Annotated in this window: 23 protein-coding genes and 1 pseudogene; 22 read left to right on the plus strand and 2 right to left on the minus strand. The window is 71.0% G+C overall.

Translation table 11 applies throughout. From position 1 onward, the window contains the following. The first annotated feature begins 20 nt into the window (after positions 1–20). The 14 genes and pseudogenes from ACQPXB_RS20590 (at position 21) to ACQPXB_RS20655 (ending at position 12,159) form a co-directional block, all read left to right on the plus strand. On the plus strand, positions 21–935 hold the full coding sequence (locus ACQPXB_RS20590; protein ID WP_432854619.1) for a fumarylacetoacetate hydrolase family protein: 915 nt from the start codon (positions 21–23) through the stop codon (positions 933–935). Between the two features lie 85 nt (positions 936–1,020). Continuing rightward, the gene (locus ACQPXB_RS20595) at positions 1,021–2,202 is read left to right on the plus strand and encodes a cytochrome P450 (RefSeq protein ID WP_366581838.1); all 1,182 of its coding nucleotides are present in this window, start codon (positions 1,021–1,023) and stop codon (positions 2,200–2,202) included. A 12-nt stretch (positions 2,203–2,214) separates the two neighbouring features. After that, complete coding sequence (locus ACQPXB_RS20600) at positions 2,215–2,418, plus strand: ferredoxin (RefSeq protein ID WP_366581839.1); 204 nt, start codon at positions 2,215–2,217, stop codon at positions 2,416–2,418. An 8-nt stretch (positions 2,419–2,426) separates the two neighbouring features. Beyond that, positions 2,427–3,238, plus strand: a pseudogene (locus ACQPXB_RS20605) (NAD(P)/FAD-dependent oxidoreductase); the annotation flags it as partial. Between the two features lie 39 nt (positions 3,239–3,277). Continuing rightward, a complete protein-coding gene (locus ACQPXB_RS20610; RefSeq protein ID WP_432856716.1) occupies positions 3,278–3,592 on the plus strand; it encodes an oxidoreductase C-terminal domain-containing protein in 315 nt (104 codons plus the stop codon). After that, positions 3,589–4,551 carry an amidohydrolase family protein gene (locus ACQPXB_RS20615; RefSeq protein WP_366581841.1) on the plus strand — a complete coding sequence of 321 codons (963 nt, stop codon included), beginning with the start codon at positions 3,589–3,591 and terminating at the stop codon, positions 4,549–4,551. The genes ACQPXB_RS20610 and ACQPXB_RS20615 overlap by 4 nt, the downstream gene beginning before the upstream one ends. Before the next feature lie 130 nt (positions 4,552–4,681). After that, on the plus strand, positions 4,682–5,665 hold the full coding sequence (locus ACQPXB_RS20620; protein ID WP_386955638.1) for an ABC transporter substrate-binding protein: 984 nt from the start codon (positions 4,682–4,684) through the stop codon (positions 5,663–5,665). Then, positions 5,662–6,522: an ABC transporter permease gene (locus ACQPXB_RS20625; protein WP_432854625.1), complete on the plus strand. Its 861-nt coding sequence runs from the start codon at positions 5,662–5,664 to the stop codon at positions 6,520–6,522. Before ACQPXB_RS20620 ends, ACQPXB_RS20625 begins: the two co-directional genes overlap by 4 nt. Next, positions 6,519–7,310, plus strand: coding sequence for an ABC transporter permease (locus ACQPXB_RS20630; RefSeq protein WP_432854628.1), 792 nt, complete (start codon positions 6,519–6,521; stop codon positions 7,308–7,310). Before ACQPXB_RS20625 ends, ACQPXB_RS20630 begins: the two co-directional genes overlap by 4 nt. Position 7,311: 1 nt before the next feature. Continuing rightward, a complete protein-coding gene (locus ACQPXB_RS20635; protein WP_432854631.1) occupies positions 7,312–8,094 on the plus strand; it encodes an ABC transporter ATP-binding protein in 783 nt (260 codons plus the stop codon). Next, positions 8,091–9,293 (plus strand): M24 family metallopeptidase, encoded by a 1,203-nt coding sequence (locus tag ACQPXB_RS20640; protein WP_432854634.1) that lies wholly within the window; start codon positions 8,091–8,093, stop codon positions 9,291–9,293. The genes ACQPXB_RS20635 and ACQPXB_RS20640 overlap by 4 nt, the downstream gene beginning before the upstream one ends. Beyond that, the gene (locus tag ACQPXB_RS20645; protein ID WP_432854637.1) at positions 9,293–10,186 is read left to right on the plus strand and encodes an NAD(P)-dependent oxidoreductase; all 894 of its coding nucleotides are present in this window, start codon (positions 9,293–9,295) and stop codon (positions 10,184–10,186) included. The genes ACQPXB_RS20640 and ACQPXB_RS20645 overlap by 1 nt, the downstream gene beginning before the upstream one ends. Then, positions 10,183–11,358, plus strand: a complete 1,176-nt coding sequence (locus ACQPXB_RS20650) for an alpha-hydroxy acid oxidase (RefSeq protein ID WP_432854640.1) — start codon at positions 10,183–10,185, stop codon at positions 11,356–11,358. The genes ACQPXB_RS20645 and ACQPXB_RS20650 overlap by 4 nt, the downstream gene beginning before the upstream one ends. A 195-nt stretch (positions 11,359–11,553) precedes the next feature. Then, positions 11,554–12,159: a hypothetical protein gene (locus tag ACQPXB_RS20655; RefSeq protein WP_432854643.1), complete on the plus strand. Its 606-nt coding sequence runs from the start codon at positions 11,554–11,556 to the stop codon at positions 12,157–12,159. 147 nt (positions 12,160–12,306) lie between these two features. Here ACQPXB_RS20655 and ACQPXB_RS20660 read toward each other — a convergent pair whose 3' ends face one another. Then, positions 12,307–13,314 (minus strand): AraC family transcriptional regulator, encoded by a 1,008-nt coding sequence (locus ACQPXB_RS20660; RefSeq protein WP_432854646.1) that lies wholly within the window; start codon positions 13,312–13,314, stop codon positions 12,307–12,309. A gap of 56 nt (positions 13,315–13,370) precedes the next feature. Here ACQPXB_RS20660 and ACQPXB_RS20665 point away from each other — a divergent pair, with 56 nt between their 5' ends. The 7 genes from ACQPXB_RS20665 (at position 13,371) to ACQPXB_RS20695 (ending at position 19,232) form a co-directional block, all read left to right on the plus strand. Then, on the plus strand, positions 13,371–14,303 hold the full coding sequence (locus ACQPXB_RS20665) for a LysR family transcriptional regulator (protein ID WP_432854649.1): 933 nt from the start codon (positions 13,371–13,373) through the stop codon (positions 14,301–14,303). A 136-nt stretch (positions 14,304–14,439) separates the two neighbouring features. After that, the gene (locus ACQPXB_RS20670; RefSeq protein ID WP_366581852.1) at positions 14,440–15,906 is read left to right on the plus strand and encodes a YHS domain-containing protein; all 1,467 of its coding nucleotides are present in this window, start codon (positions 14,440–14,442) and stop codon (positions 15,904–15,906) included. 19 nt (positions 15,907–15,925) lie between these two features. Then, positions 15,926–16,180: a toluene-4-monooxygenase system B family protein gene (locus tag ACQPXB_RS20675; RefSeq protein ID WP_366581853.1), complete on the plus strand. Its 255-nt coding sequence runs from the start codon at positions 15,926–15,928 to the stop codon at positions 16,178–16,180. 4 nt (positions 16,181–16,184) lie between these two features. After that, positions 16,185–16,547 (plus strand): Rieske 2Fe-2S domain-containing protein, encoded by a 363-nt coding sequence (locus ACQPXB_RS20680; RefSeq protein ID WP_366581854.1) that lies wholly within the window; start codon positions 16,185–16,187, stop codon positions 16,545–16,547. Next, positions 16,544–16,903 carry an MmoB/DmpM family protein gene (locus ACQPXB_RS20685; protein ID WP_366581855.1) on the plus strand — a complete coding sequence of 120 codons (360 nt, stop codon included), beginning with the start codon at positions 16,544–16,546 and terminating at the stop codon, positions 16,901–16,903. Before ACQPXB_RS20680 ends, ACQPXB_RS20685 begins: the two co-directional genes overlap by 4 nt. Beyond that, positions 16,900–17,916, plus strand: a complete 1,017-nt coding sequence (locus ACQPXB_RS20690; protein ID WP_432854655.1) for a hypothetical protein — start codon at positions 16,900–16,902, stop codon at positions 17,914–17,916. The genes ACQPXB_RS20685 and ACQPXB_RS20690 overlap by 4 nt, the downstream gene beginning before the upstream one ends. 86 nt (positions 17,917–18,002) lie before the next feature. Further along, entirely contained in the window at positions 18,003–19,232 is a 1,230-nt protein-coding gene (locus ACQPXB_RS20695; RefSeq protein ID WP_432854658.1) for an NAD(P)/FAD-dependent oxidoreductase, read from the plus strand. Between the two features lie 26 nt (positions 19,233–19,258). On the opposite strand, the gene ACQPXB_RS20700 is transcribed toward ACQPXB_RS20695, so the two are convergent. Then, the gene (locus ACQPXB_RS20700) at positions 19,259–20,098 is read right to left on the minus strand and encodes a dioxygenase (protein ID WP_432854661.1); all 840 of its coding nucleotides are present in this window, start codon (positions 20,096–20,098) and stop codon (positions 19,259–19,261) included. Positions 20,099–20,264: 166 nt separating this feature from the next. Here ACQPXB_RS20700 and ACQPXB_RS20705 point away from each other — a divergent pair, with 166 nt between their 5' ends. Continuing rightward, positions 20,265–21,794 carry a 4-hydroxyphenylacetate 3-hydroxylase family protein gene (locus ACQPXB_RS20705; protein ID WP_432854664.1) on the plus strand — a complete coding sequence of 510 codons (1,530 nt, stop codon included), beginning with the start codon at positions 20,265–20,267 and terminating at the stop codon, positions 21,792–21,794. Positions 21,795–21,888: the final 94 nt, after the last annotated feature.

The following is a 21,888-nucleotide window of genomic DNA, read 5'->3' on the forward strand; positions in this document are numbered from 1 at the left end:
CACGACACCGAGGAGCGGCAATGAAGTTGCTCAGTTACCGCGGCCGCGACGGCCTCGACCGGGTCGGCGTCTTCGCCGACGGCATGGTGCGCGAGGTCTCGCCGGACCGCGCCGCCGGGCCGGCCGGGCTCAGCCCGATGCGGCGCCTCATCGCGGCGTCCGGGGCTCTCGCGGGCGACGTCCCGCTCGCCGACGGTCCCGGCGTCCCGCTCGACGAGGTCCGCGTGCTGCCGCCGGTGCCGGATCCGACCAAGATCGTGGCCGCGCCAGTGAACTACGTGGACCACCAGGCCGAGATGAGCCAGAGCGTGCACGTCGGCTCGCTCGGTGTGTTCCTCAAGGCGCCCTCGTCGCTGATCGGTGCCGGAGACGTGGTCCGCCTGCCCTACACCGACCGCCGGTTCGACCAGGAGGGCGAGCTGGCCGTGGTGATCGGCCGCACGGCCCGCGGGGTGTCCGCGGCCGACGCGCTGTCGCACGTGTTCGGCTACACGTGCCTGCTCGACATCACCATGCGCGGCGGGGAGGATCGCTCCACCCGCAAGTCGTTCGACACCTTCACGCCGATGGGGCCCTGGCTCGTGACGCCCGACGAGGTCGGTCCGCTCGAGACACTCCGGCTGACCTGCTCGGTGAACGGCACTCTGCGCCAGGACGCCGACGTCCGCGACCTCATCTGGGACGTGCCCGCGCTCATCGAGTACGTCTCCTCGGTGATGACGCTCCACCCCGGTGACGTCATCAGCACCGGCACGCCGGCCGGTGTCGGCGCCATCCACGACGGCGATTCGGTGACCGCGGCCGTGACGCGGGTCGGCGAGCTGACCGTCGGCGTCAGCGCGGCCGGTGCCGTCACCTGCCCGACCCTGGGCGCGGGGGCGGGCCCGGTGCCGCCGGCCGAGCTGACCCCCGTCCGCGCTCGCACGGAGAACTGATCCGCTTTCCCGGCCGCTCAAGCCAAGTCGGAGGTGCACCATCACTGCCACAGAGATTTCCGGGCAGCCGATTCCCGAGTACCCGATGTCCCGGCCGCCGGGCTGCCCGTTCGACCCGCCCGCCGAGTTCCGCGGGCTGCGCGCGGACGAGCCGATCTCCCGCGTGCGGCTGTGGGACGGCAAGATCGCCTGGCTGGTCACCCGTTTCGACGACGTCCGCGAGGTGCTGGGCGACCCGCGGTTCAGCGCGGACATGACCAACCCGGGCTTCCCCAGCCACAGCGCGGGCGTTTCGGTGACCCGCCAGAAGCATCCCACGTTCTTGAACATGGACGACCCCGAGCACGCCCGGCACCGCCGGATGCTCACCCGCGACTTCATGATCAAGCGGGTCGAGGGACTGCGGCCGCGCATCCAGCGGCACGTCGACGAGCTGCTCGACGAGTTCACCGCCGGCCCGCAGCCCGCCGACCTGGTCACCGGATTCGCGCTGCCGGTCACCTCGTCGGTGATCTCCGAGCTGCTCGGGGTTCCGTACGAGGACCACGAGTTCTTCCAGCGGCAGAGCGGATTGCTCATCTCCGGTGAGACCGGCGCGGACGAGGCGCTGGAGGCGTTCGCCACGATCCGCGAGTACCTCGGTGGCCTGGTCGAGCGCAAGGCCGCCGAGCCCGCGCCGGACGTGATCAGCCACCTGCTCGAAATCGAGCGGGCGGGCGGCCTGAGCCGCGACGAGCTGATCAACATGCTCAACCTGCTGCTGCGCGCCGGGCACGAGACGACCGCCAACATGATCGCGCTCGGGACGTTGGCGCTGCTGCAGAACCCCGCCCAGCTCGCCGCGCTGAAGGCCGATGGTTCGCCGGAGGCGGTGGCGAACGCGGTCGAGGAACTGCTGCGCTACCTGACGATCACGCACTACGGCCGGCGGCGCGTCGCGCTCGAGGACGTGGAGGTCGCGGGCACGCTGGTCCGCAAGGGCGAGGGTGTGGTGGCGGCCAACGACTCGGCCAACCGCGACCCGGAGGCGTTCGGCGGCAACGCCGACGAGCTGGACCTGTCCCGGTCCGCGCGGCACCACCTGACGTTCGGCTACGGCGTCCACCAGTGCCTCGGGCAGCCGCTGGCGCGCGTCGAGCTGCAAGTGGTGTACCCGACGCTGCTGCGGCGCCTGCCGGATCTGCGGCTCGCGGCTCCGGTGAGCGAGCTGCCGTTCAAGACGAAGAACGTGTTCTACGGGCTCTTCGCGATGCCCGTCGAGTGGTAACGGAGCCAGGACATGAAGGTCGAAGTGGAAGCCGACAAGTGCATCGCGTCGGGGCAGTGCGTGCTGTTGTCCGATGCGGTGTTCGACCAGCGGGAGGACGACGGGATCGTCGTGCTGCGCGTGACCGACGTGCCTTCGTCCGAAGAGGACGCCGTCCGCAGCGCCGAGCGGATCTGTCCCGCGCGGGCGATCCGCCTGGCCGCGTCGGGCGGGTGAGCGCGGACATGGGAGCGGTGGTGGTCGTGGGTGCGGGCGCGGCGGGGCTCACCGCGGTGGAGACGCTGCGGGAGCACGGTTTCGACGGCCGGCTGACCCTGATCGGCGCGGAGCCCCACGCTCCGTACGACCGGCCGCCGCTGTCGAAGCAGGTGCTGCTCGGTTCCTGGGAGCCGGACCGGCTCGCACTGCGCCCGCCCGGCAGCTACGCCGAGCTCGGGCTGGACACCCGGTTCGGCCGGCGGGCAACCGGGCTGGACCTGCCCGGCCGTCGCGTCCGGCTCGACGACGGCACGGCGGTGGCGTTCGACGCGCTGGTGATCGCCACCGGCGTGCGGCCGCGGCGGCTGCCCGGCGCCGAGGATGTGTGTTACCTGCGCACGGTCGAGGACGCGGTGCTGCTGAGGGAACGGCTGCGCTCGGCTCGGCGCACCGTCGTGGTCGGCGCGGGGTTCCTCGGCGTCGAGATCGCGGCGGCCGCGCGGTCGCTCGGCTCGACCGCCACCGTCGTCGATCCGTTGCCCAGCCCCATGATCCGGCAGTTCGGGCCGGCACTGGGCGAGCTCGTGCGGGCGGCGGGTGAAGAACGCGGCGTGGAGTTCCGGATGGGCGTCGGGGTCACGACCGCAGACGCCGGACTGGTGCGGCTGGACGACGGCACGACGCTCGCGGCGACGTCGTCGTCGCGGCCGTCGGCGCCGAACCGGCCACGGAGTGGCTTGCCCGCTCCGGGCTCGACCTGCGCGGTGGCGTGCGCTGCGACGCGTTCTGCCGAGCCGCCGACGGAGTCTACGTGGCCGGCGACGTCGCGGCCAACCCCGATCCGGCGACCGGCACCCACCGCCGGTTCGAACACCGGATGAACGCCACCGAGCAAGGCCGGCGTGCCGCGCTGAACCTGCTCGGGCACGACGAACCGTTCGCGCCGTCGCACTTCTTCTGGACCGACGCCGGCGACCTCCGGATCCAGGCCGCCGGCACCTTCGCCGACGGTGAGCTGACGGTCGTCGACGGCTCGGTGGCCGACGGCAAGTTCGTGGCCGCCCACGCGGCAGGCGGCCGGGTGACCGGCGTCCTCGGCTGGAACAACCCCCGCGGGTTCACCCGGGCCCGGGGCAGGCTCGGCGCGCCGTCAGGGGACGGGAAAAGCACGGAAGGGAAAGTGCTGACATGACCACCGGCCGGATCGACACCCACCACCACATCGTCCCCCCGGTGTGGGCGGACGCGCTGCGCACGAGCGGCTACTTCGGCGGGCAGGCCACGCCGGCGTGGAGCCCGGCCGCCGCGCTCGAGCTGCTCGACGAGCTCGGCATCGCGACGGCCGTCGTCTCCGTCGGGCGGCCCGGCGTGCACCTGGGCGGCAGCGCCGCCGACACGCGGAAACTGGCACGGCAGGTCAACGAGTTCTCCGCCGGGCTGGTCCGCGACCACCCGGGTCGCTTCGGGTTCTTCGCCTCGGTTCCACTGCCCGATGTGGACGGTTCGCTCGACGAGGTGGCCTACGCCTTCGACGAGCTGCACGCCGACGGCGTGATCCTGCTGGCCAATGTGGACGGTGTGTACCTCGGCGACCCGGTGTTCGACCCGTTGATGGCCGAACTGGACCGGCGGGCGGCGGTGGTGTTCGTCCATCCGACCGCGCCGCCCGGCCCCGCGGTGCCGGGCGTGCCGCCCTTCGCCGCCGACTTCTTGCTCGACACCACCCGCGCGGCGCTCAACCTGGTGCGCCACGGTGTGGTGGCCCGATCGACCCGGATGCGGATGATCCTCTCGCACGCCGGCGGGTTCGTGCCGTACGCGGCACACCGCATGGCCAGTCTCACCGAAGGCGCGGCGGGGCACGTCGTCACGCGCGAGAACTTCCTGCGCGACCTGCGCACGTTCTACTTCGACACGGCTTTGTCGGCCAACGCGGACACCCTGCCGAGCCTGCTCGCGTTCGCCGGTCCGGACCGCGTGCTCTACGGCAGCGACTGGCCCTACGCCCGCGGCGACAACTCCCAGTACTTCACCGCGCAGCTGGACGCGTATCCGCTGTCCGAAACGCAGCGCGCCGCCGTCAACCGGGACAACGCACTCGCACTGCTACCGCGGGTGTCCGAAGCGGACACGGCGCGTATTTCCCAGTAATAACAACAGAAAACTGTGTCCGTGCGCGCGAGCGCGGCGTACGATACGGGCACACTTCTTCTCCCGGACGGGCGATTTCCGCGGCCCCGCAAGGACTTTGATTCGTTTCACCGGCGAAACGGAGCCAACCGTGAAGTATCGACGCAAACTCGCGTGCCTGGTGCTCACCGGGGCGATGTTCCTGTTGTCGGCGTGCGGGGCGCTGAGCGCGACCAACACGCTGGGTGGCGGGTCGACCGGCGGCCTGATCCCGATCACGGCGGGGGTCGCGGCGTCGCAGTCGTCCACCGCGATCCTGGTGGGGCAGCAGCACGGGTTCTTCGCGCAGAACGGGATCGACCTCACCATCGGCCGCGCGGCCACCGGTGCCGGAGCGATCACCCAGGTCATCAACGGCCAGCAGCAGGTGGCGCTCGGCGGCATCTCGCCGGTCGTGATCGCGGCGGCCTCGCACATCCCGGTGCAGATCGTGTCGGGCGCGGTCGCCGACCGTCCCGCCGCGGCCGGCGCGCAGTACCAGACCATGGTGGCGAACGGCAGCCCGATCCGGTCCTTCAAGGACCTCGCGGGCAAGACGGTCGCCGTGAACTCCCTCAAGTGCTGCTGGGAGTTCTGGATCCGCGAGGCGATCGAGAAGGACGGCGGCGACGCGTCGTCCGTCCACTTGGTACAGCTCACGTTCCCCGACCAGATCACCGCCCTCGAACAGGGGCGGGTCGACGCGATCAGCACCGCCCAGCCGTACGCGACCGCTCTGCGGAAGAAGGGCTATCGGGACATCGGTGACTCGCCGGCCGTCGCGTTCGCCGATCCGGACGCCGACAACACGGTGTTCTTCATGGCCAAGTCGTTCATCGACCAGCATCCCGGCATCGTGGAAAGGTGGCGCAAGGCGGTGCGAGAGTCCAGTGAGTACGCCAACGCACATCCCGACGAGACCCGCAAGGCCATCGTGAAGCAGACGAAGGCCGATCCCGCCCTCGTGGCCCAGGCCCCGCTGCCGCTCTACACCGCGGACGTCAGCCGCCGCGTGATCGAGAAGGAAGCCGCGTTCACGGTCAAGTACGGGGTGGTCTCGGCCGCGCCCGCATACGGAACGTACGTGGTTCCATGAGCACCCAGCAGACCCCCACCGGCCTGGCCCCCGCGCCCGCCGGATTCGACGCACCGACGCCGGCGGCCGCCCCCGCCCGGCGGGCTTCCCGGCCGTGGCTGCTGCGCGGCCTCCCGTGGCTGACCACCCTCGGCATCCTCGTGCTGTGGGAACTGATCGCCCGCGCCGGCTGGCTGCCGCCGGAGGTGCCCTCGATCAGCGCGATCGGGGCGGCGCTCGTCGAGTTGGCACCCACCGCGGGGTTCGTCCACGCCCTGATGGCGACGCTGGAGCAGGTCGCGGTCGGTCTGGCCGGCGGTGTGGTCGCCGGCCTGGTCCTGGGCGTCGCGCTCGGCGCTGTGCCGCTGTTGTACCGGCTCGTGCACTACCCGCTCGACTTCCTGCGTTTCGTGCCGGCCGTGGTGTTCCTCCCGCTGATGCTGCTGCTGCTCGGCGCCACCCCCCGGGTGTCCACTTTGCTCGGCATGCTCGGCGCGCTGTGGCCGATGCTCTTCCAGACCTTCTACGGCGTCAGCGGCATCAACGATGTGCTGCGCGACAGCGCTCGCGTGTTCGGGCTGCGGGCCCACCAGCGCCTCGGGCACGTGGTGCTGCCCGCCGTGGCGCCCTTCGTGGCCACAGGGGTGCGGCTCGCGGCGTCGCACGTGCTGGTCGTGGTGGTGGCGGTCGAGATCATCGCGTCGGTGCGGGGGATCGGGGCCGACGTCGCCGTCTACGCCTCCAACGCGGTCTACCCGAGCATGTACGCGCTGGTGTTCGTCGTCGGTGTGCTCGGTGTCCTGGCCAACATCGGACTGCTCGCGATCGAGCGCCGGGTGCTGCGCTGGCACATCTCCTACCGTGAGGAGGCCCGATGACTTCGATGGTGCGCCCGCGCCGGGCCCGGCGTCGGTTCACGGCGTGGCTCGTCTCGCTCGTCGTCCCGGTCGCGGCCCTGCTGACCTGGTGGTTCGCTTCGCTGGGCAGCACCTCGCCGTTCTGGCCGTCGCTGCGCTCGATCCTGGTGTCGTTCCAGCAGTTGTGGCTGTTCAGCCGGTTCGCTTCCGACGTGCTGCCGAGCGTCGGCCGGATGCTGCTGGGCTACTGCGTGGCCGTGGTGCTTGGCGTCGCGCTGGGTGTCCTCTTCGGACGGTTGCCGCTGCTGCACCGGGCGTTCGACCCGGCGCTGCAGTTCTGCCGGGCCCTGCCCGCCACGGCGCTGGTACCGGTGAGCATCGTGCTGCTCGGGATCGGTGACCTGCCGAAGATCGTGCTCACCGCGTTCGTCACGGTCTTTCCCGTGCTGCTCAACACCATCGACGGGGTGCGGGCCGTCGATCGGGAGCTCGAGGACGCCGCGCGGTCCTACCGGCTGACCCGGGCGCAGCGGGTGCTGCACGTGCAGCTGCCCGCCGCCGCGCCGAACATCCTCGCCGGGATGCGCATCGCCCTGACCGTGGCGTTCGTGATGATGGTGGTGACCGAGCTCGTGGCGGCGACCAACGGGATCGGGTTCGTCACGTTGCAGGCGCAGCAGAGCTTCGAGGTGTCCCAGATGTGGGCGGGCATGCTCCTGCTCGGGATCCTCGGCGTGCTCTTCAACGGCGCCTTCGTGCTGGTCGAACGCCGGCTGCTGCGCTGGTACACCAAGGATCGGGAGAGCTGACATGCTGACCGTGGACCACCTGAGGAAGTCCTACCGCACCGCCGGCAGCGAGCTGGAGGTGCTGCGCGACATCTCGTTCACCGTGAACGCCGGCGAGTTCGTCACGATCGTCGGCCCGTCCGGCGCCGGCAAGACCACCCTGCTGCGCTGCCTGTCCGGGCTGCTGCCCTCGTCCGGGGGAAAGGTCGTGCTCACCGAGACGGGCAAGGTGATCGAGAGCCCGCCGCCCGAGGTCGCGTGTGTCTTCCAGGACTACAGCCGTTCGCTGATGCCGTGGTCGAAGGTCGGCCGCAACGTCGCGATCCCGTTGAAGAACAAGATCCGCGACCGCGCGGCGCGCCGGGCCGCGGTGCGCAAGGCGCTGGAGGAGGTGGGCCTCGACGGGTTCGACGAAAGCTACCCGTGGCAGCTCTCCGGCGGGATGCAGCAGCGGGTCGCGATCGCGCGGGCCATCGCCTACCGGCCCGAGTTCCTCATCATGGACGAGCCGTTCGCGTCGGTGGACGCCCAGACGCGCGCGGACCTGGAGGACCTGGTGCTGCGGGTGCGCCACGACGCCGGACTGACGATCGTGCTGGTCACCCACGACATCGACGAGGCCGTGTACCTCGGTGACCGGGTGATCGTGATGTCCGGACGCCCGACCACGGTGCTGCGGACGCTCGACGTCGACCTGCCCCGGCCGCGCAGCCAGGTGACGACCAAGGCGCTGCCGCGGTTCACCGAGCTGCGCACCGAGGTACTCACCCTGATCAGCGGCGCGAAGACGGGAGCGGCCCGATGACCGCAACCGAGCTGTCCGAACGGCTGAACCACCCGGTGAGCACCGCCGAGCTGCAGCGGCGGTGGCACGCGATCCGCGAGGGCATGGCCGATCACGGGATCGACGTGCTGGTGGCGCAGACGAACAACGACTACGTCGGCGGCTACATCCGCTACCTCACCGACATCCCGGCGACCAACGGCTACCCGGTCACCGTCGTGTTCCCCCGCGAGGAGCCGATGACGATCATCCGGCACGGCGCGCGCGGCGAGGACCTGGTGGTCGATCCCGGCCACGACCCGGTGCTGCGCGGCGTCGGCCGGGCGCTGGCGAGCCCGTACATGAGCTCGGTGTCCTACACCCGCCACGACGCCGCGGAGCTCGCGCTCGACGCGCTGCGGCCGTTTGCCACCGGGCGCATCGGCTGGGTCGGCACCGGCACGATCCCGCTGGCGTTCGGCGAGTACCTGCAGCGTGAGCTGCACGCGGCGACGTTCGCCGAGGCCGCCGACGCCGTCGACACCGTCCGCGCGCTCAAGTCCGAAGAGGAGCTGGAGCTGGTGCGCGCCACGGCGAGGCTGCAGGACGCGGCGATCGCGGCGGCGTTCGAGGCGCTGCAGCCCGGGATGCGCGACAGTGACGTGGCGGCCGTCGCGCAGCACACGGCGCAGTCGCTGGGCAGTGAGCAGGGCATCTACTGGTGCGTCTCGACGCCGCTCGGCGAGCCCGGCCGGATCGCGCACCCGCACAGCCAGCACCGGGTGATCCGCGAGGGCGATGCGTTCCACCTCATGGTGGAGGTGAACGGCCCGGGCGGGATGTACACCGAGATCGGCCGCTCCGGCGTCGTCGGCCGGGTCCCGGATCGGATCGCCGAGGAGTACGACTTCTGCCTGCGGGCGCAGCGATTCTGCTACGGCCTGTTGCGTCCCGGCGCCGCACCCGCCGACATCTGGGCGGAGTACAACGAGTTCCTGCGCGACAACGGGCGGCCGGAGGAGCTGCGGCTGCACTGCCACGGCCAGGGCACCGACCTCGTCGAGCGCCCGCTGATCCGGGCCGAGGAGCCGATGGTGCTGGCGGCGGGCATGAACCTCGCCTGCCACCCGCGCTACGTGCTCGACGGCTTCTGTCACTGGGTGTGCGACAACGTGATCATCGGGGACGACGGCGTCGAGGAGCTGCACAAGTTCGACAAGCGGCTGGCCGAGCTGGGCTGATGACGGTCGTCGCTTCCGGACCGGACGAGGCACTGCCCGCGCTGCGCGCCGCCGCGCCGGGGCGGGTCCGCGTCGTCCCGCTCCCCTCCGGCGGGGGACCGGCCGCGGTGCGCGCGTTGCGGGACGTCGAGTTCCTCGTGCTGGAGCACCAGCGCACCGACCTGCTCCCCGTGCTCGGCGAGCTGCCCGCGCTGCGGGTGGTGCAGACGCTGATCGCCGGCGCCGAGTGGGTCGAGCCGTACCTGCCGGACGGGGTGCGGCTGAGCCGGCCCGCCGGTGCGCGCGACAACGCGGTGGCCGAGTGGGTCGCTGCGGCGTTGCTCGGGCTGGCCAGCGGGCTGCTGCTCGCCGTGCGCGAGCAGGGCGAGCGGCGATGGCGCCGCGTGGAGAGTGCGGAGCTGGCGGGGACCCGGGTGGTGCTCGTCGGTGCCGGGGCGATCGGCCGCCGCGCCCGCGACAAGCTCGCTGGCCTCGGGGCGGCGGTCACCGTGGTCGCGCGCACCGCTCGCGCCGGGGTGCACCCGGTGACCGAGCTCGGCGACCTCGTGGCCGAGGCCGACGCGGTGGTCCTGCTCGTGCCGGCGACCGCCGGCACGGCGGGGCTGGCGGGGGCGGGAGTGCTGGCCCGGATGCCGGACGGGGCCGTGCTGGTGAACGCCGCGCGCGGCACGGTGGTCGACACGGCGGCGCTGACAGCCGAGGTCCTCGCCGGGCGGCTGCTCGCGGTGCTGGACGTCACCGACCCCGAACCCCTGCCACCGGATCATCCACTGTGGACTGCCCCGGGATGTTTCCTTTCGCCGCACATCGCGGGCGCGACGCGGCAGGGGAAGGCGCGCGCGATCGAGGCGGCGGCCGACGTGCTGGCGCGGTATGCGCGAGGCGAGGGGTGAACCGCGCCGGCAACATCGCCGAACTTCGCGAGGCCGCCCGCCGCCGGATCCCTCGCCCGGTGTTCGACCTGGTCGAGGGCGGCGCCGAGGACGAGGTGACGGCGCGGCGCAACGTCGAAGCGTTCCAGGCCACGCGGCTGCTGCCCTCCGCCCTGGCCGTGCCCGGCGAGCGCGATACCGCGGTGCGGATCTTCGGCGACCCGGTGGCGTCGCCGATCCTGCTCGCACCGACCGGCGCGGCCCGGGTGCTGCACGGCGAAGCCGAGATGGCCGTTGCCCGGGCGGCCGCCGCCCGCGGCACCGTCTACGTCCAGGGCATGGTGTCCAGCTTCACGCTCGAGCAGGTCGCCGCCGCGGCCCCGGGCCCGCGGTGGTACCAGCTCTACCTCTGGCCGGACCACGCGGCGGTGCGCGCGCTGCTGGACCGTGTCGCGGCAGCGGGGTACCGGGCGCTGGTGGTCACTGTGGACAGTGCGGTGTTCGGCAACCGCGAACGGGATCGCCGCAACGGGTTCACCGTGCCGATGCGGTTCGGGCCCCGGATGGCCCTGCACTGCGCCACGCGCCCGAGCTGGGCGGTGGACATCGCGCGCGGCCACCTGCGGCGTCGCGGCTCGCGCCACGGCCGGGTCACGCCGCATGCGATGCAGCGCGACATGCTGCGCAGCCTCTACCCGGTGACCGCGCGGGATCTCGCCGACCTGCGCGCTTGGTGGTCCGGCCCGCTCGTGGTCAAGGGCGTGCTGCGCCCGGCCGACTGCCGCGTGCTGCTCGACCACGGCGTCGACGGCATCGTGGTGTCCAACCACGGCGGTCGCCAGCTCGACCGCGCGCCCGCCACCATCGAAGCCCTCGCCGGCGTCGTCGCCGAAGTCGCGGGCCACGCCGAGGTGTTCCTGGACGGCGGCGTGCGACGGGGCACCGACGTGCTCGCCGCCCTCGCCACCGGCGCTCGCGCGGTGCTCGTCGGCCGGCCCTACCTGTACGGGCTCGCGGCCGGCGGGCAGGCGGGCGTGGAACGGGTGCTGCAGATCCTGACCTCGGAGCTCGACCGCGCGATGGCCCTCACCGCCTGCGCCCGCATCGAGGACATCGACCACCGCGTGCTCGCGACGAACATCGCCGAAGCCCACCAGCCCGGGAGCGACTGCCAGAGCGGGCGGTTGCTGTGATGAGCCTGGGCGAGCTGCTTGATCCGGTGCGGGACAGCCGGCTGCCCGGTGCGGAGCCGATCCGCGTCGCGGCCGCGCCGGCCGGCTCCACGGCGTGATCACCGGGCAACCGGGTCGTCGCGCGGCGAGTCGACCCGTTCCGCCGCGCCGGTATTCGAGCGCTCCGCCATCATCCACAGTGTACGGTCCGGGATCATGACCGAACTGGTCATGGCCGCGAGCCGGCGGCTGTTGCCGGTGCGGCCCGGCCGGACCGATGATGTGGTCATGTCTGCCTCTCGAAGCACCATCCTCCCGCGCGCCATCGTCGAACTCCCGCAGTCCGTTCCACCTCTCGCGGCGGTCCACGGACTGCCGGCGAGCGATCTCGAGTTCCTCGCCGATGCATGGGAGAAGCAGCTCCCGGATGCGCCGGCGGCGGTCCGGCGGCTGGGCCCGGCCGCGGCCCGGCTGCGGGAACTGCGCCGCGTCGAGCAGCGGTCGCGGACCTGTCCGGTGTGCGCGTTCGGCGATCTCGACGACCCGCCGTACCTCGCGTTCGAAGGCCTGTCGCGGGACGCCGGCCGGCCGGAGTTCACACCGCCCTATTCCGTGCACTTCGGTGACCCGTCCCGGACCCGCTGCCCGTGCTGCGGCTACGGGTTCGGGCTCGACGACGCCGTGCGCAAGGATTCGGAGCCGGTCAGCTTCGAGGCGTGGTTCCGGGAGTGGGCGGCCCGCGGGTACCCGTGGCACGACCGCGACCGCCGGCCGCAGGGCTGGGATGTCGCCGCCCAGCTCGGGGCCGCGGCGCGCGATTAGCTCTCCTGCGCCGGACGGTCACCCGCGCCCGCCGCGATATCCGGATGACCACCGCGAGAAGCGGATCGCCCCCTCGGCCGCGGATCGCTAACTTCCCGTCGAACGTCAGCAACGGCGCTTGACGGGAGGTCTGGAATGCCGGCGGAACTAGAGTTCCTCGAACCGGAGCGTGTCCGAGGGGTTCTCCCCGAACTTGGCGTGGTACGCCTGGGCGAAGCGACCGAGGTGGCTGAAACCCCAGCGGAAAGCCACCTCGGTCACGGAGACGGCAGGCCGCGACCCGGTCCGCAGGTCCGCGCGGACCCGCTCGAGACGGCAGTCGCGCAGGTAGGTCATCGGCGGGACGCCGACGTAGCGCCGGAACCCCTCCTCCAGCGAGCGGACGCTGATGCCCACCAGCTCGGCGAGCTGGGCGACCGTCCACGGCACTTCGGGGCTGGCGTGCATGAGGTCGACCGCGCGCTTGACGGTCCGCGGCTGCGGGCTGGCACCCAGCTCGGAAAGTGCCTCGTGGTAGCTGTGCGGCTGTCCCCACAGCAGCCCGCCCACGATGAGCCGGCGCAGCTCGGCGGCGAGCAGCCCGTCCCTCGTGAAGGCGCCGGGCGCGTCCAGTTCCGTGGCCAGGACTTCGACCGCGTGCAGCCACGCGCGCATGGCCGGCTGCGTCAGGTCCATCGCCATGCGGAAGCGGACCGGAGCATGCAGCGGGTGCTCGACCCGCCGGACGACCTCGTCCTCGAGGAACGTCCGGTCGATCTTGAGGCACAGCTGCTCGCTTCCGGCCTCCCACCGGTCGAGCACGGTGTGGCCGACGGGATTGAACACGGCGGCCGTGTGCGGCGTGGCGACGACCCGCTGGTCGCCGCACGTCGATGCCACGGCTCCGGTCAGCGGCACGTTCACGTGGTAGGCGGTCTGCAGGTCGCCGCAGTCCTTGACGATCTCGGCGCCGTAGGACATTCGCCCGATCGTGAGCGGGCCGACGGTCAGCGTGCGCATCGTGAACTCGAAGTCACGCGAGCGGTGCGTGGGATCGACGCGAAGCGGGTAGTAGACGCGGCTCAGCTCTTCGCGCGCGAACGCCAGATCGGTGGTGTGGAAGGACTTCGGCGTGCCGGACGCGCCGACAGCCGCCGTGCGGTCACCGGCACACATGGTCGGATGGTAGCTCGGTGGGATGCACCGGACAAGGCGCGGGGGAGGCGGCCGGTATGGAGCTGCGGCAGCTGAAAGCGTTCGTCGTCGTGGCGGAGGAGCTGCACTTCGGCCGCGCAGCGGACCGCCTGCACATGGCGGCTTCGCCGTTGAGCCGGCAGATCCGCAGCCTGGAACGGGAGCTGAAGGCGGTGCTCTTCCGCCGCACGACCCGCCGCGTGGAGCTGACCGCCGCCGGGCGGGTCCTGCTCGAACGGGGCCGCGCGATCCTGCGGGAGGTGGACGTGGTGAGTCGCACCGTCGCGGAACTGGCCACCGCGTCTCCGGCCCGCGTCACGGTTGCTTTCACCAGCTGCGCTGCCCAGTCCCTGCTCGCGCGCATCATGGTGACCGCCCGGCGCGTCGGTGACCTCGAAGTGGACCTGCACACGGACCTCCTCACCCCGGCCCAGCTGGACGCGATCACGAGCGGGGCCGTCGACATCGGGTTCCTCGTGCGGGCGGGCGAGCCGGTCCCGGCGGGACTCCGGTCGCACTCCCTGGCCGCCGGGTCACTGCGCGCGGTCGTGCCGGCCGGCCACCCGCTCGCCGAACGCGCCGTGATCGACCTGACCGAGCTCGCGACCCACGACCTCATCTCCTTCCCCGTGCCGACCCGGTCGGTGGTCCGCGAGGTCACCGAGAAAGCCTGTGCGCGAGCCGGGTTCCGGCCCCGGTTCGCCTACGAAGCGGGCGAGACGGCGGCGATCCTGAACCTCGTCGCGGCGGGTCTGGGGATCAGCCTCCTGCCCGTGCCCGTCGACCTGCTCGGTCCGGGGCTCGTGCACCGTCCGGTGACTCCGGAAGCCGGCATCGAGATCAGCATGGTGTGGCGCGCCGACGAGCGGCGCGAGGCCGTGGTGCGTCTGGTCGACGCGATCCTGCGGTGCGGCCGGGAGAGCCCCCGGACCGAGGACTGCGAACTCGTGCCGGTGCGCGGAACGCGGTAGGTGCCGAACCGTCCTTTCGGGACAGATCCCGGAGCGACGCCGTCGGGATCATTGTGACCGGATTCGACCTTGGTCCGGCGGCCGCCCGCGCACATCCTGGTTCACAGCAGCACGAAGTGAGTTCAAAGGAGAACGCATGCCACACCTCAAGCGCGAGGACTGGTTCGATCTCGGTCGCCGGCTGGACTGGACACCCGAGTACGTGACCCGCGACGAGCTCTTCCCGGAGTTCGCCACCGACGAGTCCGCGCTGCCGAGCGAGGCCTGGGAAGAGTGGGACGAGCCGTACAAGGTCTCCTACCGGGAGTACGTCGACATCCAGCGGCAGAAGGACGAGGGACTCTACGGCGTCAAGACCGCGGTGGGGCGTGCTCGTTACGTCGAGGGCGCCGACCCCCGCTGGCGCGCGATCATCAAGGAGCACTACGGCGTCGCCTCCGTCGCGGAGTACTTCGCCGGGCTGTCCGAGGCGAAGCTCGCGCGCTTCGCGCCGTCGGCCTCGTGGCGCACCGTCGCCACGCTCGGCATGCTCGACGAGATCCGCCACGGCCAGCTCCAGCTGTTCTTCCCGCACTCGTATGTGAAGCTGGACGAGCAGTTCGACTGGGCGCAGAAGATGTACCACACCAACGAGTGGGGGACGATCGCCGCGCGGTCGATGTTCAGCGACCTGTTCCTGGCCGGCAGCGCGGTCGACGCGGCGATCGCGGAGACGTTCGTGTTCGAGACCGCGTTCACCAACCTCCAGTTCCTGGGCATGGCCTCGGACGCGCTCAAAGCGGGCGACATCGAGTTCTCCTCCTTGCTGCAGTCCATCCAGACCGATGAGGCGCGGCACTCACAGCAGGGCGCGGCCGTGATCGAGGTGCTGCGCAAACACGATCCCGATCACGCCCAGTACGTCGTGGACAAGTCGGTGTGGCGGACGTGGAAGGTCTTCACGCTGCTGACCGGCATGCCCATGGACTACTACATGCCGCTGGAACACCGCGTGCACTCCTTCAAGGAGTTCATGGAGGAGATGGTGCTCGACCAGTTCAGCAAGTACATGCTGGACTCGGGACTCAAGCTGCCGTGGTACTGGGACCAGCTGCTCGACGAGGTCGACAACTTCCACCACTCGATGCACCTGGGCTCGTGGACCTACCGGCCGACGCTGTGGTGGGACCCGGCAGCCGGGGTGTCCCCGCAGGAACGGGAGTGGCTCGCGGTGAAGTACCCCAAGTGGGAGGAGACCTGGGGCCCCAAGTGGGACGTCATCACCGAGAACGCGAGGGCCGGGCGCGAGGACCTGACCCTGCCGTCGACGTTGCCGGTCACCTGCAACATGTGCCACCTCCCGATGACCGTGTGGAACGCCCACGCCGCCCCGCTGCGGACCGTGCAGCTGGACGGGCGCAGGTACCGGTTCTGCTCCGAGCCCTGCCAGTGGATCTTCGAAAAGGAACCCGCGAAGTACCGGGGTCACCTCTCGCTGATCGACCGGTTCGTCGCCGGGCACATCCAGCCGCCCGATCTCGACGGAGCGCTCGCGTACATGGGCATCACCCCCGGCGTGGCTGGCAAGGACGCACTGGACTACGCCTGGGCCCGCACGGCCTGACCGAGGAGGAGAACACCCGATGGGTTCACCCATGCCGGTGGTCGCGCACTTCCGTGGCGACTTCCTGTACAACCTGGTCCTGATCGAGGACACCGACACCATCGAGCAGGTGGCGCAGGCGTGCGCCGCTCATTCGGTCGGCCGGCGGGTACCGGTGCTCGACCGCGCCCTGCGCGTCGAGCACGCGGGCCGGTTCCTGGAGCCCACCAGGTCGGCGGCCGAAGCGGGCGTGCAGCCGATGGACGAGGTCATCGTCTCCTACGCCGACTCGTGATCCGATGACCGAACACGAGAAGCCGGCCGAGAGCTGGCATTCGACGGGCGCCGAAGAAGACCTCTGGGCGGGGGAGATGTCGTACTGGCAGCTGCCCGGAGGCACCCCCGTCCTGCTGGTCAATGTGGACGGACGAATTCGCGCTTACCAAGGAATGTGCCCGCACCAGGAGAACACGCTCGAAGACGCCGATTTCGACGCCGGCGTGATCACCTGCCCCGCCCACCTGTGGGAGTTCGACGCCACCGACGGCGCGGGCATCAACCCGGCGAACACCAGGCTCAGGGAGTACCCGGTGGAGATCCGGGCCGGCGAGGTCTTCGTCCGGGTGCCGGCCGCCGAACCAGGAAAGGTGTGTCACCGATGACCCAGACCGACACGACCCGCGACCCCGCGCCACCCGAAGGTGCGGCGCTGGTCGGGCCGATCATGCAGGCCGGGGAGATGGCGGAGCTGGTCGCCGACGCCATCGCCCAGGACAACCCCGGAGCCGACGTGCTGGTCCGGGACCAGGGATCGTTCATCCGCATCCACACGCCCGGCATCTGCCGGCTGACCCGCCGGACCCTCAGCGAGCTCGCCGGCCGGCCGCTGCGGATCGGGGACGTCGAGCCGCACATGGCGTTCTTCGCCGGCCACATCACCACGACCACCGACGAGATCGTCTGGCGCACCGGGCAGAGCGCCGGACGCCCGGCTCCGGTCGAAGGAGGAGCACGATGACGAGTGACGTGACGCCGGGAACCCGGCGCCGCCGGACGTGGAGCCGGTACACGGATCGCAAGGTCCCGACCGAGTACGAGTTCGTGTCGCACGACCTGCACTGGCACTACAAGCCGGGCCAGCCGCCGTGGGAGATGGCGCCGGACCACGTGTGGAACCGGTGGTACATCGAGAACCGCAACGACTCGCCCTTCACCTGCCCGGACTGGAACCGCTTCCGCGATCCGGACATGCTGGTGTACCGCACCTACGTGAAGATGCAGGACGAGGCGGAGAACTACGTCGACGGCCTCATCGACGACCACGAGGACCGCGCGGCCTACGCGGCGCTGCCGCAACCGTGGCTGGGCGCACTGCGGTCCGGGTACACCCCCTTCCGCTACGTCGGCCACGCCCTGCTCATGGCGGCGACCTACGTGATGTCGATGGCGCCGTCGAGCTACATCAGCAACGCGGTCGCGTTCCAGGGCGGGGACGAGCTGCGCCGCATCCAGCGCATCGCCTACCAGACCAGGCAGCTGCAGCTCCACCACCCCGAGCTCGGGTTCGGCGACGACCGGGTCCGCTGGGAGCGTGAAGCGTCCTGGCAACCGCTGCGCAAGGTGCTCGAGCTGCAGCTGGTGGAAAAGGACTGGGGCAAGGCGTTCGTGTCGCTGAACTTCGTGGTCAAGCCGGCGGTCGACGCCGTGTTCAACGTGCGGCTCGCCGAAGCCGCCGAAGCGCACGGCGACGGGCTCACGGCCATGATGCACCGCCACTTGCAGCAGGATTCGGAGCGCAGCGTCCGCTGGTCCGTCGCGCTCGCCCGCACGGCGATCGAAGGCGCGGCGGACAACTTCGGGCTGATCTCGGGTTGGGTGAATGAGGCCCTGCCGGCGGTGACCGACGCGGTCGTCGACGCCTCGGCGCCACTGTCCACTTCGGTCGCTGCGCTCGATCCGGCCGAAACGCGGGCCGCGGTCCGTGAAGCGGTCGCCGCCGCGGTGCGGGAGATCGGCATCGAGCAGTCCTGACCCTCCACGCCGCCGACGGCGGTGCGCGTCCGGTTCCGGCGCGCACCGCCGTCGGCGTTCCCCACCCACCGAAGACGGGAGAGACCATGACCGACCGCTCGCCGACACCGCGCCGCGTCGTGATCGTGGGCGGCTCGCTGGCCGGCCTGCACGCCGCGGAGGAGCTGCGTGCGGCCGGGTACGACGGCTCGCTGACGCTGGTGAGCGCCGAGCGGCGAGCGCCCTACGACCGGCCGCCACTGTCCAAACAGGTCCTCACCGGCGAGTGGCCGCTGGACCGCGCGGCGTTGCGCAGCAGCGAAGAGCTCGCAGCGTTACAGGCCGAAGTGCACCTCGGCGTGCACGCGACCGCACTCGATGTGTCGCGCGGGATCGTGACGACCGACGCCGGCCTCGACCTGCCCTACGACGGGCTGATCCTCGCGACCGGCTGCACGGCCCGATCACTGCGCGGCGAGACGGCGCGGCCGGGGCTGCACACGTTGCGGACCGACGAGGACAGCCGGGCGCTGCGGCAGACTCTGCTCGGCGGTGGCCACCTGGTCGTGGCGGGCGCGGGGTTCATCGGCATGGAGGTGGCGGCGGCCGCCCGGGCCCTGGGCGCGGACGTCACCGTGGTCGAGCCTTGGCCCGTCCCGATGCAGGCCGCGCTCGGCGACCGGATCGGTACCGCGCTGGCGGACCTGCACCGCGCGCACGGCGTGAAGTTCCGCCTGGGGCAGACGATCAGCCGGGTTCTCGGCGCCGCACGGGTCGGGGGCGTCGAACTCAGCGACGGCACCGTCCTCGACGCCGACGCGGTTCTGGTCGGCATCGGTGCGACGCCGGCCACGGACTGGCTCGCCGGCAGCGGCCTCGACGCGAACGACGGTGTCGCGTGCGACGCGTATCTGGCCGCCGGGCCGCCGGGCGTCTACGCCGCCGGCGACCTCGCGCGCTGGGACAACCCGCTCTTCGGCACGCGCATGCGGGTCGAGCACTGGTCCAACGCGACCGAGCAGGGGGCCGCGGCGGCCCGGAACCTGCTCGCGGCGCCCGAGGACCGGAAACCGTTCGCCTCGGTCCCGTACTTCTGGTCCGACCAGTACGACACGTCGATCCAGTTCGCCGGACGGCCGGGCCGGGAGCGAGTGCCGGTCGTCGACCTCGACGGCCCGCAACCCGAGTTCCTCGTCCTCACCGGCGAGAGCGGCACGCTCACCGGCGTCCTGTCGGTCAACTCCCCGAAGGCCTTCCTGCGGCTGCGCAGGATGATCAACAACAAAGCGAGTCTCGCGGACGCCGCCGATGCCGCCCGCGCGCTCCGGTTCCGCTGACCCACCCGTGTTCTCACCTGAGGGTCTCAGCGCGGTTCGTCCAGCACGAAGGTGTGTTCGACGAGATCGTACGGCCCGTCCGGTCCCTCTCGGAGGTCCCGCCGGTACAGCAGCGACTGCTTGGTGCCGAACACCGGGTCGTCGGTGAGGTACGGGTCGTCGTCGCGGAACAGCATCGTCGTCACGGTCGAGAAGCCTGGTGCCGCGATCCGGACGTGGATGTGCCCGGGACGCATGACCGGCCGCCCGGTGGCGTGCATCAGCTCGCCGACCGGCCCGTCGTCCGGAATCGGGTAGGGGGCCGGCGCGATGCTGCGGATCGTGACCGTCCCGTCCGTGCCGGTGCGGAACAGGCCGCGCATCGCGGCGGCGTCCAGGCCGGGCACGTCGGAGTCGTAGTGGCCGTGGCTGTCGGCGTGCCACACGTCGAATTCGGCCCCGGGCACCGGGGCGCCGGTGGTGTCGACCACGGTGGCGTGGAACAGCAGTGGTGTGCCGGGCAGCCCGTTGGAGATGTCGGCGCCGTCGGCGAACTCGGGCCGTACCTGGCGGTAGAAGGGGCCCTGGACGCTGTTTTCGGTCGTGCCGGTGCTCCGTCGGTGGTTGACCGTGTCGACGAGCGTGGTCACCCCGAGCACGTCGGAGAGCAGGATGAACTCCTGCCGGGTGTCGTTCGACTTCCGGCCGGTGCGGGTCAGGAAATCGATGGCGTGCGCCCATTCCGCCTCGGTGAGGTCCACGTCCCGGACGAAGTCGTGCAGATGCCGCACCAGGCTGGACAGCACTGTGCGGATTCGCGCGTCGGGCGTGTCCGCCAGTGTCTGCAGCACCGCTTCGGTAATGCTTTTTTCGTCCGGGTCCAGCATTTTTCCTCCTCGCACTTGTGCTGGAAAGGTAGGCGGAGGTGCGTTAGCCGCGGCGAAATCCGGTGTTACCTCGGATTCACCCCGCGAGCTCAGGTTGTCTCACCCCCTTCCGCTGCACGGTGGATACCGGCGCACGAGGAGCGCCCACGAGCGGAAGGAGCGATCTGTGCTGCGAACCGGCAAGGAATACCTGGACGCACTGGACGACGGCCGGGTGGTGTGGGTCGGGGACGAAAAGGTCGACAACGTGGCCACTCATCCGAAGACGCGGGACTACGCGAAGCGCATCGCGGACTTCTACGACCTGCACCACCGCGACGACCTGCGCGATGTCATGACCTTCGTCGACGACGACGGTGAGCGTCGTTCGATGACCTGGTTCCGTCACACGACGAAGGACGAGCTGAAGCGCAAGCGCCGTTATCTGGAGACGGTGATCCGCGAGCTCGACGGCGGCGCCGTGCCGAGGACGCCGGACGTCAACAACTACGTGCTGCACACCTACAAGGACGATCCCGCCCCGTGGAGTGAGCAGTCGCAGGGCACCGGCGGGCGTGACCTGACCGTCGGAATCGAGGAGTTCTGGGACCTGATGGTCGACGGGGACCTCAACGCCGCTCCGGCGTTCGTCGACCCGCAGACGGACCGGTCGCGTGAGTCGGCCCAGGCCGAGTCGCCGGCGCTGCGGATCGTGGAGACCCGCGAGGACGGCATCGTCGTGCGCGGTGTGAAGGCCATCGCGACGGGTGCAGCGTTCGCCGACTTCATCCACATCGGGGTGTTCTTCCGGCCGGGGATCACCAGCGAACAGGTCATCTTCGGCGCGGTCCGGGCGAACACTCCCGGCGTCACCCTGGTCTGCCGGGAAAGCACCGTGAAGGAAGGCCAGTACGAAGAGCACCCGCTGGCCGCCAAGGGCGACGAGCTGGACACGACGATCCTCTTCGACGACGTGTTCATCCCGTGGAACCAGGTCTTTCACATCGGCAACCCGAAGCACGCTTCGCTCTACCCGCAGCGAGTGTTCGACTGGCTGCACTACCAGGCGCTCGTGCGCCAGACCATCCGCGCCGAGGTGATGGTCGGCCTGGCCCTGCTGATCACCGAGCACGTGGGGACCTATCAGCTGCCGCCGGTTCAGGCTCGGCTGGCTCAGCTCGTGGGCTTCCACCAAACGCTGCGCGCCCACGTGCTGGCCTGTGAGGAAGACGGGTTCACCACACCGGGCGGGCTGTACAAGCCGAGTGTGCTGCTGTTCGACTTCGGCCGGGCCTACTACCTGGAGAACGTGCCCCGGATGGTCAACGAACTGGTCGATCTGGCGGGACGCGCATCACTGATCTTTTTCACCGAGAAGCAGTGGAACCAGCCGGAGCTGCGCCGGTGGCTCGAGCCGTTGCAGACGGGTCCGATCGGGCGGCCACACGACCGGCTCAAGATCAGCCGGGTCATCCGGGACCTGTACCTGTCGGACTGGGGCGATCGGATCAGCGTGTTCGAGAACTTCAACGGAACCCCGTTGCTGGCGGTGCGCATGCTGACCATGAACCGCGCCGAGATGGCACCGTCGGGCCCCCTGACCGACCTCGCGCGGAAGATCGCCGGGATCGAGCCGGCAACCGCGAAGGACGACGGGAGGACGGAGTACACCGGGCAAGCCGGCTACGCCCGCCGGCAGGACGCGCGCGCCCACTGACCGCCAGACCGCGGCTCGGGACGGCCGGTGCCCACCACCCGGCCGTTTCGGGCCGCCACCAAGCCGGGGAGTGAGCCGCGCTGTCATCGGCTCG

The sequence above is a fragment of the Amycolatopsis sp. CA-161197 genome (genome assembly GCF_050942255.1).
Lineage (GTDB): Bacteria > Actinomycetota > Actinomycetes > Mycobacteriales > Pseudonocardiaceae > Amycolatopsis.

What these genes read in the sequence shown, in the direction of transcription:
- ACQPXB_RS20655 (WP_432854643.1), top strand. Translation starts at nt 11,554, where the DNA reads ATGACCGAACTGGTCATGGCCGCGAGCCGGCGGCTGTTGCCGGTGCGG.
- ACQPXB_RS20635 (WP_432854631.1), top strand. Translation starts at nt 7,312, where the DNA reads ATGCTGACCGTGGACCACCTGAGGAAGTCCTACCGCACCGCCGGCAGC.
- ACQPXB_RS20680 (WP_366581854.1), top strand. Translation starts at nt 16,185, where the DNA reads ATGACCGAACACGAGAAGCCGGCCGAGAGCTGGCATTCGACGGGCGCC.
- ACQPXB_RS20625 (WP_432854625.1), top strand. Translation starts at nt 5,662, where the DNA reads ATGAGCACCCAGCAGACCCCCACCGGCCTGGCCCCCGCGCCCGCCGGA.
- ACQPXB_RS20615 (WP_366581841.1), top strand. Translation starts at nt 3,589, where the DNA reads ATGACCACCGGCCGGATCGACACCCACCACCACATCGTCCCCCCGGTG.
- ACQPXB_RS20600 (WP_366581839.1), top strand. Translation starts at nt 2,215, where the DNA reads ATGAAGGTCGAAGTGGAAGCCGACAAGTGCATCGCGTCGGGGCAGTGC.
- ACQPXB_RS20670 (WP_366581852.1), top strand. Translation starts at nt 14,440, where the DNA reads ATGCCACACCTCAAGCGCGAGGACTGGTTCGATCTCGGTCGCCGGCTG.
- ACQPXB_RS20675 (WP_366581853.1), top strand. Translation starts at nt 15,926, where the DNA reads ATGGGTTCACCCATGCCGGTGGTCGCGCACTTCCGTGGCGACTTCCTG.
- ACQPXB_RS20660 (WP_432854646.1), bottom strand. Translation starts at nt 13,314, where the DNA reads ATGTGTGCCGGTGACCGCACGGCGGCTGTCGGCGCGTCCGGCACGCCG.
- ACQPXB_RS20695 (WP_432854658.1), top strand. Translation starts at nt 18,003, where the DNA reads ATGACCGACCGCTCGCCGACACCGCGCCGCGTCGTGATCGTGGGCGGC.
- ACQPXB_RS20685 (WP_366581855.1), top strand. Translation starts at nt 16,544, where the DNA reads ATGACCCAGACCGACACGACCCGCGACCCCGCGCCACCCGAAGGTGCG.
- ACQPXB_RS20610 (WP_432856716.1), top strand. Translation starts at nt 3,278, where the DNA reads ATGAACGCCACCGAGCAAGGCCGGCGTGCCGCGCTGAACCTGCTCGGG.
- ACQPXB_RS20595 (WP_366581838.1), top strand. Translation starts at nt 1,021, where the DNA reads ATGTCCCGGCCGCCGGGCTGCCCGTTCGACCCGCCCGCCGAGTTCCGC.
- ACQPXB_RS20700 (WP_432854661.1), bottom strand. Translation starts at nt 20,098, where the DNA reads ATGCTGGACCCGGACGAAAAAAGCATTACCGAAGCGGTGCTGCAGACA.
- ACQPXB_RS20590 (WP_432854619.1), top strand. Translation starts at nt 21, where the DNA reads ATGAAGTTGCTCAGTTACCGCGGCCGCGACGGCCTCGACCGGGTCGGC.
- ACQPXB_RS20640 (WP_432854634.1), top strand. Translation starts at nt 8,091, where the DNA reads ATGACCGCAACCGAGCTGTCCGAACGGCTGAACCACCCGGTGAGCACC.
- ACQPXB_RS20690 (WP_432854655.1), top strand. Translation starts at nt 16,900, where the DNA reads ATGACGAGTGACGTGACGCCGGGAACCCGGCGCCGCCGGACGTGGAGC.
- ACQPXB_RS20630 (WP_432854628.1), top strand. Translation starts at nt 6,519, where the DNA reads ATGACTTCGATGGTGCGCCCGCGCCGGGCCCGGCGTCGGTTCACGGCG.
- ACQPXB_RS20665 (WP_432854649.1), top strand. Translation starts at nt 13,371, where the DNA reads ATGGAGCTGCGGCAGCTGAAAGCGTTCGTCGTCGTGGCGGAGGAGCTG.
- ACQPXB_RS20645 (WP_432854637.1), top strand. Translation starts at nt 9,293, where the DNA reads ATGACGGTCGTCGCTTCCGGACCGGACGAGGCACTGCCCGCGCTGCGC.